Here is a 14,293-nt window from a genome sequence, read left to right as displayed (position 1 = left end):
CCGTTCTCCGGCTCAGACGGTCTCGGGGAAGAGCACGGACAGGTACTTGGGGAACGGGCCGTAGGTGATGGCGCGCGCGGGGACCCGGAAGGCCGCGCCGTCGCAGTTGATCCCGGTGAAGACGAGCGCGTCGCGGTCGGTGAGGTTGGTCAGGGGGCCGGCGATGTTGTCCGCGTCGATCCTCAGGCAGCGGTCGTTCGCCGGGTTGATCAGCGCGTTCTCGCCGGTGTTGTAGTTCCAGTAGATGAAGTTGCCCGCCGCGCGGGGCTGCGGCGTCGCGTCGGCGAAGGCGGCGCCGGCCGGGGCGGCCACCGCGAGGGCGCCGGCCAGGCCGACCGCAGCGAGGGGACGGGAGATGCGCATGGTGGGGTGCTTCCTTTCCGCAGGGGGTGACGGGTGATCCGCCGCGCGGGAATCTTCCCGACCTCCTCCCTGGGTATTCCGATAATCACACCAATGTGTGACTGCCTGTCAACCCCGGTTGCCGGTCCGCTGACGAGGTGTTATGCCGCCCGCTCCACCCGCCATGTGAAGGTGCCGCTCGAACCCAGCGCGGTGACGTCGATCTCGAGGCGGGTCAGCCGCTTTCCCCACACGTCGGCGAGCCAGGGGTCGTCCAGCTCCCGCACCGTGACGGCGGCCGGGGCCTGCGGCGGATCCCACGAAATCGATGCCCGGCCGGCTCCGTCGACCGCCTCGACCAGGGCGCGGCCTTCGCCGGGTGCCACGTCTCCGGCGAGCATCAGGTGGATGAACGTCTGAGCGCCGCCCTCGTCGTGAAGCGCCTCCCACGTCTCGGTGACGCGGACGCGGTGGCTGCGGCGGTCGAGGCGGGCGTCGCGGCGCCAGCGGACGAGGCCGGGGGCGGGGTAGGCGGCGGCGATGTCGAGCGCCAGGCCCGGTTCGTCGCCTTCGAGGTTCGGGGTGACGTCGCGGGCCGCGTACTGCGCACCGGCGGCCTGCGGGGTCGCGCGGATCTCGGGCACGGAGTGCCAAGAGCTTTGCATGGTCCAGATCTTGTAGCGGTCCGGACTGAAGGTCTGGGCGGTGTACGTGGGGCGGCCCGGGTCGACGACCACGGGGACGCCGTCAAGGGCGACGACGATGCCGCCGACATCGTTGTGGTTGTGGTGCTCGCCGTTGTGGCCGCCTTTGACCGCGAGCGTGATTCCGTTGGCCGTGCCCGCTTTCTCGCGCACCAGCAGAACCTGAGTCGACGGCAGCCAGACCTCGCGCGGCAGCGGTGCGTCGGTCGTTGCGGCCTCGACCCACTCACGATCCGTCAGTGCGCGCAGCAGCCTGCCGAGCCCTTGCTCCTCCCGCGCGACGGGTGCGTCGCCCTGGCGGTGGGTGGCGGCGTGGGCCTGCGCTTTTGCGTCGCCGACGCGGCGGGCGGCTTGGTGCAGGGCACACCAGGGCAGCTCGCCGGAGGGGAGCCGGGCGGCTCCGTCGGCGAAGTTGAGGTACCAGTCGCCGCCAAGCTGCATCCGATGCGGGAAGGCGATGACCTGGCGCAACGACTCGGAGGTGATCGCGCCGAGAGCCCCGCCGGAGGCGTGGTGCAGCAGGTCCAGCGCCTCCAACGCGCGGCAGGCACCCTGCCACCAGTACATGAAGCCCTCGTCGATCGCGCCGTCCGCGGGGATCGAGGCGATGTACTGATCGAGCCCTGCCACGACCGTTTCGACGACCTCGTCCCGCACCTCCGGCTCGTCGATCAGAACGAGCGCCGCAACGAGCACGTTGCTGTGGATCCAGGCGCTCCAGTTGTGCACGTCCTGCAGCCAGTGCCAGTCCCGGCGGGTGACGAACGGAGTCAGGACCCGGCGATCCACCTCGTACCGGATCCGAGCCCTGATACCTGGCGCGCGCTCGTCCAGCTGCTCGCCGAGCAGGTGGTCGATCCAGGCCAGCTGCGCGGCGACGTCACCCGCGCGCAGGTCGAGGAAGGGCCGGGTGACGTCGGTGACCGCGCCCCCGCGGGCGAAGCAGTCGTCGTGCGCGGGCAGGCACCAGGTGCTCTGCTCGCACAGCAGGGCGACGCCGTCGACGACTTCGTCGATCCAGGCCTGATCCAGCGTCACCGCGGCCATCACCGCCGCGCGGGTGAGCCGGTGTTCGCGGGTGAATACGACGTCCTCGTACTCGGCCCGGTCCCCGTCCCGGACGTACCGGGCGAAGCCGCCGGCCAGTGGGATCGGCCACGGCTTCGCCCGGTCGGCCGCCGCGCGATCCGCGAGTGCGCGGATCGTCGGCGCGTGCAGGGATTGCGCCGACCACACCGAGCGGTCGCCCGCCCTCGGCACCGCGAGGGCCTCGGCACAGGGCAGCAGCTGTCCGCGGACGCCGCTCGGTGTGGTCGGCATGTTCCCCCTCTTTTCGGTTGGGCTCGTCAGGTCAGCTCAGGATCAGCCGGCCGCGGAGATCTTCCACTGCTGGTTGGTGCTGCCGCTCGAGGCGTACTGGGCCAGGCTCGCGCCGTTGGTCGTGCGGCCCATGCCGTCGATGTACAGGCCGGTGCCCCGGTTCTTGATCATGACGTAGTTGCCGTCGCTGACCAGGGTCCACTGCTGGTTGGTGCTGTTGCTGTAGCTGTACTGGCCGACCGCGGCGCCGTTCGTGGTGCGCCCCATGCCGTCCAGGTACATGCCGGTGGCCCGGTTCTCGATCAGGACGTAGGTGCCGTCATTGACGATGCTCCACTCCTGGTTCGTGCTGCCGGACGACGCGTACTGCTCCGTGTCCGAGCCGCTCGTGGTCGAACCCGCGCCGTCGAAGTACAGGCTGGTGGCGTCGTTGCGGAAGCTGACGTACGTGCCGCCGCCGGTGCCCACGCCCCAGGCGTACTGCAGCCGGGTCAGCCCGCTGGAGTTGACCAGGGAGAGCGCGATCGACGAGCCGCTGCCGGTCTTGCTGGTCAGGCTGTACCAGTCGCCGTCACGCAGGCCCGGCCAGTAGACGCTGCCGACGCCGAGGGTGCGCAGCTCGCTGCTCACGCCCCGGACGTACTCGGCGAAGTAGGAGCCGCTCTCGATGCTGTAGTCGATGGGGTCGTATTCGACGCTGTTCTTCGATCCCGTGCTCATCGGCGCACCCCACTCGGTGGCGATGGTCCGGCTGGCGTAGCTGCCGATCTCGCTGGAGATCCCGTTCGCCCAATCGGTCTCGTCGTTGTACGGCGAGCTGACGAAGAAGGTGTAGTAGTGCGCGCCGATCAGCGTGCCGTTGAGGGCGCTGTCGCCGCCGACGGTGGAGACACCGGTGGCGTATCCGGAGCCGTCCAGGATCACGTGGCCCTTCGGCACGCTCGAGTAGCGGGAGAGCCAGTTGCTGTAGAAGGTCTGCAGCGCGGAGGTGCTGTAGGCGTAGGGCTCGTTGATGACCTCGAAGTAGACGTTGGCGTTGCTGCCGTACTTCGCGGTGACGGTGTCCCACATGGTGTCGAACGCGCTGACGCTGTCGGGCTCGCCGTTCTCCCAGGCCCAATAGGACAGGATCACGTTGCCCTTGGTGAGCGCTCCGTCGATGGCGCCGGTGTAGACGCTCCAGTCGTTGGCGACGGTCGGCTCGTTGATCGGCATGCGGACGGTGTTGGCGCCGGTGAGGGAGTCCAGCTGGCCGACCACCTGCTGCCCGACGGTGTAGGCGGAGGAGTAGGTGTCGGTGGAGCTGAGTCCGGACGGGTAGAGAACCCCGTTGACGAAGTTGTCTCGCTGATCGGCCCAGTTCACGCCCTTGAAGCCGGCGGTTCCTGTGGCCGCGTGCGCCTGGTGCTGGCCGGCGGTCAGCAGCGTCGCCACGGCGAGAGCGCAGGCGAGCAGCGCTCTGACGACCATGGTCGGGCCTCTGCGGACCGCACTGTCGTGGGAGGTGGCCAACGGTACATCCTTTCCCTGTGTGGGGTGGGGCCGGCCTCAGCCGAGGCCGGTGTCCGTGGTGGTCAGCGAGGCGACGATGTGGCGCGTGTTCGCCCAGACCACATAGAGGGCGGGCCCGGGCAGCACGGCCAGGCCCAGCACGGGTTTGCCGACGATCGCCGCGAGCAGGACGCCGAGCACGGCCAGGTTCGCCAGGCTCAGGTACCACTTGCGGATGGAGAGGTAGGCGCAGGCGAGCAGGCCGGCGGCGGAGAGCCGGCGGCCGGACGCGAGCATCGCCGTGGTCATCAGGACGACCACGGCGATGAGCGCGGCGAGCATGGGGATCACCGCCCTGGCCGGGGTGCCGGCCGCGGCCTCGAGGTCGACGCCCAGCACGATCACGGCCGCCGCGGCGACGGCCGCGACGGCCAGCGAGCGGGCGAAGGCGGCCCGGTAGGCGGACCAGAAGACCCGTCCGACCCGGTCCGTCTCCTCCCCCATGCACGCGCACGCGGCGAACGCGGCCGTGACCGCCGGCCCGCACAGCGCCGCCAGCGCGGTGAAGAAGGGCCAGGCCTCGATCTGCGAACCGGTGAAGGCGAAGGCGAGCAGCACCGGCAGGCCCGCGGCCAGCAGGCACAGGTTGAGCCGGAACACGGCGTAGACGTAGCCGAAGATCGCCTCGTAGGGCAGCGCCGTCTTGGATCCCATGGCTCAGCCCTTCATTCCGGAGGTCGCGATGCCCTGGATGAAGTAGCGCTGCCCGAACAGGAAGATCACCAGGATCGGGAGCACCGAGAGGACGGAGCCGGTCATCATCATCGCGTAGTCCGCGTTGAACTCGCCGATGAACGACTGCAGGCCCAACTGGATCGTCCAGTGGTCGTTGTCGGTGAGGTAGATGAACGGCCCCATGTAGTCGTTCCAGGTGGTCACGAACGTCAGCAGGGCCAGGCTGGCCAGCGCGGGCTTGGAGAGCGGCAGGATGATCCGGGCCCAGATGCCGTACTCGTTGAGCCCGTCGATACGGGCCGCCTCGCACAGGTCGTCCGGGATCGTCAGATAGAACTGGCGCATCAGGAAGACGCCGAACGCGCCGAAGGCCTGGATCAGGATGAGCGAGAGGAAGGTGTCGGTGAGCCCGGCCTTCACCATCATGATGTACTGCGGCACCATGTACGCCTGCCAGGGCAGTGCGATCGTCGCGATGTAGAGCACGAACAGGGTGTCCCGGCCGCGGAACTTAACCTTCGCGAACCCGTACGCGGCGAAGCTGCCGGTGAGCACCTGCAGGAAGGTGATCACGATGCTGAGGAACACCGTGTTGCGCAGGTAGGTCGTCATCGGGATCTGCGACCAGATGTCGGCGAAGTTGCGCCACTGCACGTCGTGCGGGATCCACTGGATCGGGATGGTGAAGACGTCGTTGTTGCGCTTGAGGCCCGCGCTGATCATCCACGCGAATGGCAGCAGGATCGCGGCCGCGGCGGCGATGAACAGCGCGTACAGGATCGTGCGGCCGATGACGCGGCGGGCGGAGCGCGGCGTCTGACGGCGCTCCAGGGCGGTGGTCGTCACTTGCGCTCCCTACGGCCGTTGAACCAGAACTGGATCAGGGTCAGCACCAGGACCAGCGCGAACAGCAGCACGGAGATGGCCGAGGCGTAGCCGTACTGGCCGTCCACGATGCCGGTCTGGTAGATCTGCTGGGCGAGCACCAGGGTGGCGTCGCCCGGTCCGCCCTGGGTCATCACGTAGATCAGGTCGAAGACCTTGAAGGCCTGCACGGTCAGCAGGATCAGCACCAGGAAGCTGGTCGGGCGCAGCCCCGGCACGGTCACCGCGCGGAACCGCTGCCAGGCGTTCGTGCCGTCCACCTCGGCGGCCTCGTACAGCTCCTTCGGGATCGCCTGCAGCCCGGCCAGGAACAGGATCATGTAGTAGCCCATGTCCCGCCAGACGCTGGTGACGATGACCGCGGGCATCGCCCACGTCGTGGAGGTGGTCCAGCCCGGGCCGTGCACGCCGAACCAGCCCAGGAACTGGTTGACCGGCCCGAACTGCGGGTTGAACAGCATGTTCCACACGATCGCGACCGCGACCAGCGAGGTGATGTACGGGAAGAACGCGACGGCGCGGAAGAAGGCCACGCCGCGCATCTTCCGGTTCAGCAGCAGCGCCAGGCCCAGGGCGGCGAGCATGGTCAGCGGGACGTAGCCGACCGCGTAGTAGAGCGTGTTCCACAGCGCCGTCATCGAGGCGTCGTCCTTGAACAGCCTGCGGAAGTTCTTCAGCCCGACCCACGACGGCGGGTTGTAGCCGTCCCAGGAGGCGAAGGACAGGGCGAACATCGCGAGCACCGGCACGAGGGTGATCGCGACGAAGCCGATCAGGTTCGGCAGGATGAAACTCCAGCCGATCAGGGCGTTGCGCCACCCGCGGGAGCGCCGGCGCCGCGGTCTGGGCCGGGCGAGCACCGACGGCGAGTCGGGCGACGCGGTGATCAGGTCGGTCATCGTCTTCCTCCCGGTCCGGTGCGCGGCGGTGGGGCTCGCCGCGCACCGGACCGCCTCGACTATTCGACTTCGGTCTGCACGCGGGAGTCCATCTCCGCGATTCCGGCGGCGATCGACTTCTGCTTGGTCATCACGAGCGTGTGCTCGGCGGTCAGGATGGTGTCGATCTGCGAGCTCTTGTCGTTGACCGGCATCTCGAGCACGACCTTGTCCGGCTTGAACGCCGTCTGGAAGCCGGCGTCGGTGGGCATCCCGTCCAGTCCGAAGTAGACCTTGCGGGTGTCGTCGTTGAGCAGCGCCGGCACGATGCCGATGCCGGCGACGATCGCGGCGCCCTGCGGTCCGGTGGCGAAGTCGATGAACTTCTCCGCCGCGTCCACGTTCTTGGCCTTCTTGTTGATGGAGAAGGCGGTCGGCGAGCCGAAGGTGGTGACGCCGCTGGCGCCGGAACGCTGCGGCATGGGCGCCATCGACCAGTCGATGTCGGTGGTGCCGGACTTCTTGTCCGCCCACAGGGTGCCGATCAGCCAGGTGCCCATCGGCAGCATCGCGGTCTTGCCGGTCTCGATCATCGCCTGGTACCCGGTCTTCTGGGTGGTGGCGGTGCCGTAGTCGAGCGCCGCGCCGGCGTTCTGGATGCCGAGGGCGATGTCGTACTGGTCGGTGAAGAACTCGTACTTGCCGCCGATCAGGTCGCCGCCGGTCTGCGCGGCCGAGATCGCCTGCACCACCGAGCGCCAGGTGTGGTGGTAGGTGCCGTAGACCTTGCTGCCGCCCGAACCCGTGGTCAGCGACTCGGCCAGGGTGGCGTACTCGTCCCAGGTCATGTTCGTCGGGTACGGCTTACCTGCGGCGTCGAACAGCTTCTTGTTGTAGAACAGGGCCCAGAAGTCCTGGCGGTAGGGCAGCGCGTAGTACTTGTCGTTCATCTTGAACGAGCTCAGGCCCTGCAGGGAGGGGGCAGTGCCGGAGGACGCCAGGGAACTGATGTCGCGCAGCTGGCCGCGCTCGGCGAACTGGCCGTAGTCGGTGGTGTTCTTCATGGTGATGATGTCGGTGGAGTCCCCGCCGGAGAGCATCACCTTCACCTTGGTGCTGTAGTCGGCGGCGAGGATGTCGACCGGCTTGATGGTGATGTTCGGGTAGAGCTTCTGGAAGGCGTCGAACAGGGCCTTGAACTCGGGCGTGGTCGACATGCTCCAGGTGCTCACGGTCAGGGTGACCGGCCCGTCGCTCCCGCTCGACGAGCCGGAGCTGGAGCCGCAGGCCGACAGCAGCGGGCCGGCCGCCGCGGCGGACGCGGCGAGCTGGAGGAACTTCCTTCTGTGCACGGGTTTTCCTTCCTCGACGTGGAGTGGAGCGGTCAGGCAGCAGGCAGCGTGGCGACGGTCTCGGCCCGGTCGGGCCAGGTGATCGAGACGGTCGTGGCGCCCGGAGCGGGTTCGGGCAGGCGGAGCCGGGCTTCGGGGGCCCGTTCCGCTTCTCCCAGGGCCAGGGCGGCGATCTTCCAGAGCCCCGGCTCCGGGTCGGCGAGCAGCCAGGGCGTGGCGGTCCACATCCCGAGCGGCGTCGCGTCGTGGCCGCGGTGCACGCCGGTCTGGTCGAGACCGTGCAGGGCCACCGCGGTGGAGGTGTGCCGGCCGACGACGACGGCGCCGGCCGGCCCGACGTAGGTGGAGAGCGGGTCGGACCCGGAGACGGGCCAGCCGCCGATCCGCAGCGCGACGACCTCGTCCCAGCCGGGCGCGCCGGCCGGGTCGACGCGCACGCAGCGCACCTCCCAGGCGCCGCGCACGATCGAGACGGTGGTGACGGTGGCCGCGTCGATCGCAGTACCCTGACGGCCGGAGCCGTGCTCGGGCCCGCTGCGGTCGGGGTCGAGCCAGCGGCACCGCGCCCGCGAGGCCAGCAGGACGGCGCCGTCGAGGTCGGCCGCCTCGAGCGTCTCGAAGCCGGACCGGTGCGTGGGGCGCCCGTCGCCGTCGAGCAGGACGACGGACTGGTCGGTCGGCGCGTCCCAGCCCTCTTCATCGACCTGCGGGCAGGTCGCGGTGGAGTAGCCGATGCGGGCGTAGAGCGGGGAGTCGCCGGTCCGGTCGCCCGGGCGGGCGTGGTCGGTCCCGTGGTTGTAGACGCGCACGACGCCGTCCGCGGCGGTCGAGCTCAGCGCCCAGCCGGGGGCGGAGACGAGCGCGAGCTGGTCCGCCTCCTCCACCGGCAGCGGCAGCTCAGTGCTCGTCCACACCGGGTGGTCGGCCGGCAGGGCGAGGCCGAGCATCCCCTTCGCCGCCCAGTACGGCGATCCGGGTCCGGAGTAGTTCTGGGCCAGGCCGCGCCACTCGTGGTGCCAGCCGAGGGTGAGCAGCCCGTCTTTGTCCGGGGCGCCGCGGTCGACGAAGTGCTTGACGATGCCGGTGGCCGCGCGGCGCAGCCGACCCGGTTCCACCGCGCCGGTCCCGGCATACGCGCCGATCCAGAACGGTGCCGCGGCGGCGAAGCGGTAGACCAGGCTGCGTCCCTGCAGCAGCGGCGAGCCGTCCGCGCCGACGAGCCGGATCGCGTCGAGCAGGAAGCGGTCCAGGCGCGCGGTGTACTCCGGCAGCAGGGGCGCGGCGAGATCGGCGGCCCCGGACATCCGGCTCCACAGGATCGGGTACAGGTGCAGCGCCCAGCCGCAGTAGTGGTCGAAACTGCGCTCGTCGCCGTCGCTGTACCAGCCGCCCTCGCGCACGAAGGACTCGTGCAGGGCGAGGTCCGCGTGCATGTCGTCGAGCGACCAGGGCCCTGAGACGGAGGAGAGGAACTGCTCGACGACGATGCGGAACCAGAGCCAGTTCGTCCGCGGATAGTCCTTGTCCCCGACGACCTGGGCCAGGTAGTCCACGACCCGTTCCTGTACGCCGCCATCGAGCTGGTCCCACAGCCACGGCCGGGTCAGGTCGAGGATGAGCGCGATGGAGGCCGCCTCCACCTTGGCCTGGCCGTGCTCGCGCGGGGTCACCCAGCGCTCCGGCGACGTGGGGTCGGTGCCGGCCGCTATCCCCTCGGCGTAGCGGGAGAGCAGGTCCAGCGGGTCTTTGCCCTGCTCGCCGGCCAGTCGGAATCCGGCTAACAGAAAGGTCCGGGCGAAGCCTTCGAGTCCGTCCACGCGGGTGCCGTAGCCGCCGGGGGCGCCGGGCGGGGTGATCAGCGCGTGCGACGGGGAGGCGTGGCGCCGGGCGGCCAGCAGCATCCGGTCGGCCAGCGCTGTCCAGTCGTCGCGGGTCCAGCCGGTGTACGGGGCTATGTCCGAGTCCTGATCCCGGAGCGAGCTCATGCGCTGACCTCCATGGCCTCGCGGGTGACCGGGTGCAGCGGCGCCTCGCCGCGGGCGTAGCGCTCGAGTTCGTCCAGGGCCTGGGCGCTCATCCGCCGGGTCTCGGTGCCGAGGGACCCGGCGATGTGCGGGGTGATCATGACGTTCGGCAGCGAGACCAGCAGCGAACCCGGGGGCAGCGGGTCGGGGTCGGTGACGTCGAGGATCGCGTTCAGCCGTCCCGTGACGCATTCGCGTTCGAGCGCCGCGGTGTCGATGACGGAGCCGCGGGCGGTGTTGATCACCGTGGCGCCGTCCGGCAGCAGGGCCAGTTCGCGGGCGCCGATCGCGTGCCGGGTCTCGGGCAGCTCCGGCAGGTGCAGGGAGAGGATCTCGGACCTGACGAGCAGTTCGTCGAGCTCGACCAGGCGCCCGCCGGCCGCGGCCACCGCCACCGGGTCCGCATACGGGTCGGTGACCAGGATCTCGCCGGTCTCGAGCAGGCGCAGCCGGTCCATCAGCTGCCGCCCGGTCCGGGAGAACCCGACGATGCCGATCACCCGGCCGTAGTTGGACAGGTCCTCCCGGTCGCCGACGGCGTGCCAGCTGAAGGGTTCCAGCCTCGACTGGCCGGCCAGCACGTGCGCCTTCTTGCCCGCGAAGATGATCGCCGCCAGGGTGTACTCGGCCACCGGCGTGGCGTTGGCCTCGGCGGCGCTGGTCACCAGGATCCCGCGGTCCCACAGGGACTCGGAGACCACCGGCCGGACGCTGCCGGCGCAGTGGAACACGGCCCGCAGCCGGGGCGCGGCCGCGAGCGCGGCGGCGTCGAGCCGGGGCGAGCCCCACGAGGTCAGCAGCACCTCCGTCTCGGCGAGGCGGGCCCGGACGGCGCTCTGGTCGAGGTCCTCGGCCCAGACCGGATCGCCGAGCTCGGCCGCGGCGCGCAGCCGGCCGAGCTCGCCGGGTCCGAACTGGATCCGGAACGTGCCGCGCCGCATCACGAGCATCGCCTGCGGACGGTGCATGCGCTCCCCCTCTGCTGAAGTCCTCATCGACCTGATCGACGATGCTCGCCGACTGCTGATCGAAAGTGTTCGCTTACGTTCGATCGCTCAGTGAGAGGAGTAGAGCGCACACAAAACCGCAACACAAGGCCCCGTTATCGACTTGTGACCCCACTAGACCTGAACCAATCAGTGCGATTATGATCGAAGTCGATCGTATGAACGCTGGCCTCCGCGCTGTGCCATGATGCACACGGCGTGCCTTCGTGACGTTCGATCACGACCCTGACACGTCAAGGAGTGGAGGCTCCGCCGTGACCGAGACCGAGCCACCGCTGCTGCCGGTGCAGCGCCGGGAGAGCGTGCTGGCCGAACTGCGCGCCCGCGGCACGCTGCGGGTCGCGGACGTCGCCCGGGCGCTCGGGGTCAGTGCCGTGACGGTGCGCCGGGACATCGCGCAACTGGCCGACGAGGGCGCGATCGAGCGCGTGCACGGCGGAATCCGGCTGCCTCGCGGAGGCGGCGCGGTAGCCGTCCCCGAGGACGCCGCCGCCCCGGGCGATCCGGACGAGGCCGACCTGCCCCCGGTCGGCATGGTCGTGCCGTCGCTGGACTACTACTGGCCGCAGATCATCCGCGGCGCCCGCGACGCCGCCCCCGCGGCCGGGGTGCGGATCGTGCTGCGCGGCTCGTCCTACGACGACGTCGACGACCTGCGCCGGCAGACCCTCTGGCTGCTCGAGACGGTCGGTATCCAGGGTCTGCTGATCGCCCCGCCCACGGCCGGCGAGGCGGCCGCCGAGCTGATCGGCTGGCTGGCCGCGCTGCCCGTCCCGGTCACCTTCGTCGAGCGCTCGGCCACCGTCGGCCCGTTCCACGAGCACGTCGAGTCGGTGACGACGGATCACAGCTTCGGCGCCGGTTTGGCCGTGCGCCACCTGGCCCTCGAGGGCCACCGCCGGATCGGCTTCCTCGCCTCCTCGACCAGCCCGCACACCCAGGCGGTGCGGCGCGGCTGGCGCGAGACCGCCGAGCAGATCGGAGTGGAGCTCGACGGCACCCCGGACGTGCTCACCCCCGACTACCGCACCCCGAGCTGGAACGCGCGGCTCGACGAGTTCCTCGACGCCTGCATCGCCAGCGGAACCAGGGCCCTGCTGGTGCACTCGGACCGGGAGGCGATCTCGCTGGTCGGCCGCTGCCAGGAGCGCGGTATTCGCGTCCCGCAGGATCTGGCCGTGGTCGCCTACGACGACGAGGTGGCGGGCCTGGCCGACCCGGCGCTGACCGCGATCCGCCCGGCCAAGCTCAGCCTCGGGCAGACCGCGGTCGAGCTGCTCGCCAAGCGCATGCAGGGCGACCCGGACCGCCCGATGCACCGGATCCAGATCAGTCCCCGGTTGGTGATCCGCGACTCGAGTGTCTGACGTCTGACGCGCCCTCCACCCGTTGACACGCCGCCGGATGGTCGAACTCGATCACATCTAGCTATCGTATGGTTACCCTCCATGCATGATCAACACATCGCGTCTGACGCGGTTCTCGGCGGTGGCCGCGCTGACCGCGGCGACCTGGACGGCTCTGCCCGGCAACGCGTTCGCGGCGAACGTCACCACCTACGCCGCGCTGCAGGCCGCGTTCACCAACCCGGCGAGCGCGGGCGGCGTCGTGACGCTGGACGCCGACGTCGTCCAGGGCGGCAACGCAGACCTCTCGCTCGCCGCCGGCTCCTCGCTCGTGCTCGACCTGTCCGGGCACAGCCTGGACACCGGCTCGATCAAGCTCGGCTCCGGATCGAAGCTGACCGTCACCGACTCCAGCGTCGGCGCCGCCGGCACGCTCACCGCGCTGGCCGCGAGCGGTGACGGCGCCGGCATCTCGGTCGACGGCGCCACGCTCCTGATCGAGGGCCGGGCCGTGGTGCACGCCACCGCCCGGCAGAGCACCGCCGCCGGGATCGGCGGCGACTCGCGCCACCCGGAGAACGGCTCCGTCACCCTCACCGGACACGCACACGTCCGGGCGGCCGGCGGCCAGTTCGGCGCGGGCATCGGCGGCGGTGACCACGGTGCCGGCGGCACCGTCACCATCAACGACCACGCGACGGTCACCGCCGCCAGCACCGACGGCGCGGGCATCGGCGGGGGCGACTACGCCGCCGGCGGCACGATCCACATCACCGATTCGGCGCACGTCACCGCGACCAGCGGTGCGGGCGCGGGCATCGGCGGCGGGTACTGGGGCGGGGACGGCGGCGCGGTCACCATCGACGGCGCGGCCACGGTCCACGCCACCAGCACCGGGCGCGGCGCCGGAATCGGCGGCGGGCAAGCCGCCCTGACCAGCCCGCCCACCGGCGGGAACGGCGGCACCGTGGCGATCGGCGGCAGCGCCGGCGTCGTTGCGGAAGGCTCATACATCGGCGCCGGGATCGGCGGTGGTGGCAACGGTGCCGGCGGCTCGCTCACCGTCACCGGGCACCCGATCGTCGTCGCGAAGACCACCGGGTACGGCGCGGGCATCGGCGGCGGGTACCACGGCGCGGGCGGCCATGTCCTACTCGACGGCGGCATGGTGACCGCGGCCAACCGCGAGCACTACAGCCACACGTCCTCCGCGGTCGGCATGGGCGACGGCGACACCACGTTCGGCTCACTCGCCGTCAACTCCCCCGCCACGCTGGAGATCCCGGAGGGCGCGGTCCTGCGGGTGCCCGCGGGCATCATCGTCACCGGCAACGGCTCGCTTCACGACGCGCCGGGCGGCACGGTCGTGAACGACGGCGCGATCCAGCTGCCCACCGCGAACGTTCAGTGGCAGCTGCTGGGCCTGCTGCCGCACAACTACCTGGTCACCTTCAACGCAAACGGCGGCACGCCCACCACCGCGGTCCGCGTGTTCGCCACCACCTTCGCCGAGGGTGCCCGCACCGTCCCCGCCGATCCGACCCGGGCCGGCTGGGACTTCGAGGGCTGGAACACGAAGGCCGACGGCAGCGGCCAGAGCGTGCACTTCACCGCGAACACCGTGATCAGCGCCGACGAGACGCTCTACGCCCAGTGGGGTGCGGCAACGGTCACCGAGGCTGTGCCGCGCGGCAAGGCCAAGCCGGGCCAGGACCTCCCGGTCGACGTGACCGTCCACGCGCTCGATGCCGTCGCCGGGATCCCGCACGGCACGGTCACGCTCTACATCGACGGCAAGGCCGTGGCCACCGCCACCCTCGACGCGCACGGCCGCGCGGTGCTGACATACCCGCACGTGACCAGGGGCGAGCACGTCCTGCGCGTCGTCTACACCCCGTCCGGCCGGGAGTGGGGCCCGTCACGGAGCCCGGAGATCAGGATCCAGGCGGGCAAGCCCTACCCGACGCAGCACGGTGGCCACCCCGGCAACGGTCACCCCGGCACAGGCGGCCAAGGCTGGCACCGCCCCGGCCACCTCGCCTCGACCGGTCCGACCGGCCTCGTCGAGGCGGCCGGCCTCGGCCTGCTTAGCCTGCTCGGCGGCCTGGCCTCGCTGCGGGTCGGCCGGCGGTTCCGGCGGCGCTGAGCCGAGAGCCCGCCGGATCCGTCAGCAGGTCCCGAGGAGCGCATCGGCCACGGCCGATGCGCT

The 14,293-nt window shown here is 70.7% G+C and carries 11 protein-coding genes; 2 read left to right on the top strand and 9 right to left on the bottom strand.

From position 1 onward, the window contains the following. Nucleotides 1–12: 12 nt before the first annotated feature. From ACTRO_RS36000 to ACTRO_RS35960, 9 genes are all read right to left on the bottom strand, one after another. Nucleotides 13–363, bottom strand: a complete 351-nt coding sequence (locus tag ACTRO_RS36000) for a hypothetical protein (protein ID WP_034270426.1) — start codon at nucleotides 361–363, stop codon at nucleotides 13–15. Nucleotides 364–503: 140 nt separating this feature from the next. Continuing rightward, nucleotides 504–2,366, bottom strand: a complete 1,863-nt coding sequence (locus ACTRO_RS35995; protein WP_051451911.1) for a heparinase II/III domain-containing protein — start codon at nucleotides 2,364–2,366, stop codon at nucleotides 504–506. 42 nt (nucleotides 2,367–2,408) lie between these two features. After that, on the bottom strand, nucleotides 2,409–3,878 hold the full coding sequence (locus ACTRO_RS35990; RefSeq protein WP_034270423.1) for an RICIN domain-containing protein: 1,470 nt from the start codon (nucleotides 3,876–3,878) through the stop codon (nucleotides 2,409–2,411). A gap of 36 nt (nucleotides 3,879–3,914) precedes the next feature. Then, nucleotides 3,915–4,571 (bottom strand): DUF624 domain-containing protein, encoded by a 657-nt coding sequence (locus ACTRO_RS35985; protein ID WP_034270420.1) that lies wholly within the window; start codon nucleotides 4,569–4,571, stop codon nucleotides 3,915–3,917. A gap of 3 nt (nucleotides 4,572–4,574) precedes the next feature. Next, nucleotides 4,575–5,438 carry a carbohydrate ABC transporter permease gene (locus ACTRO_RS35980; protein WP_051451910.1) on the bottom strand — a complete coding sequence of 288 codons (864 nt, stop codon included), beginning with the start codon at nucleotides 5,436–5,438 and terminating at the stop codon, nucleotides 4,575–4,577. After that, the gene (locus ACTRO_RS35975; protein ID WP_034270417.1) at nucleotides 5,435–6,376 is read right to left on the bottom strand and encodes a carbohydrate ABC transporter permease; all 942 of its coding nucleotides are present in this window, start codon (nucleotides 6,374–6,376) and stop codon (nucleotides 5,435–5,437) included. The genes ACTRO_RS35980 and ACTRO_RS35975 overlap by 4 nt, the downstream gene beginning before the upstream one ends. 59 nt (nucleotides 6,377–6,435) lie before the next feature. Continuing rightward, nucleotides 6,436–7,707 (bottom strand): ABC transporter substrate-binding protein, encoded by a 1,272-nt coding sequence (locus ACTRO_RS35970; protein WP_034270414.1) that lies wholly within the window; start codon nucleotides 7,705–7,707, stop codon nucleotides 6,436–6,438. Between the two features lie 32 nt (nucleotides 7,708–7,739). Next, nucleotides 7,740–9,692, bottom strand: coding sequence for a DUF2264 domain-containing protein (locus tag ACTRO_RS35965; RefSeq protein ID WP_034270411.1), 1,953 nt, complete (start codon nucleotides 9,690–9,692; stop codon nucleotides 7,740–7,742). Continuing rightward, nucleotides 9,689–10,699: a hydroxyacid dehydrogenase gene (locus tag ACTRO_RS35960; RefSeq protein ID WP_034270409.1), complete on the bottom strand. Its 1,011-nt coding sequence runs from the start codon at nucleotides 10,697–10,699 to the stop codon at nucleotides 9,689–9,691. The genes ACTRO_RS35965 and ACTRO_RS35960 overlap by 4 nt, the downstream gene beginning before the upstream one ends. 293 nt (nucleotides 10,700–10,992) lie before the next feature. On the opposite strand from ACTRO_RS35960, the gene ACTRO_RS35955 reads away from it, so the two are divergent. Together ACTRO_RS35955 and ACTRO_RS50550 are read left to right on the top strand one after the other, a co-directional pair. Continuing rightward, on the top strand, nucleotides 10,993–12,105 hold the full coding sequence (locus tag ACTRO_RS35955) for a substrate-binding domain-containing protein (protein ID WP_245594596.1): 1,113 nt from the start codon (nucleotides 10,993–10,995) through the stop codon (nucleotides 12,103–12,105). Between the two features lie 85 nt (nucleotides 12,106–12,190). Beyond that, complete coding sequence (locus tag ACTRO_RS50550) at nucleotides 12,191–14,230, top strand: InlB B-repeat-containing protein (protein WP_034270407.1); 2,040 nt, start codon at nucleotides 12,191–12,193, stop codon at nucleotides 14,228–14,230. Nucleotides 14,231–14,293: the final 63 nt, after the last annotated feature.

Origin of the sequence: Actinospica robiniae DSM 44927, from assembly GCF_000504285.1 — a bacterium.
Classification (GTDB): Bacteria; Actinomycetota; Actinomycetes; order Streptomycetales; family Catenulisporaceae; genus Actinospica; species Actinospica robiniae.
Note: the sequence above shows the minus strand (reverse complement) of the source record. Positions and strands in the feature narration are given on the sequence as shown.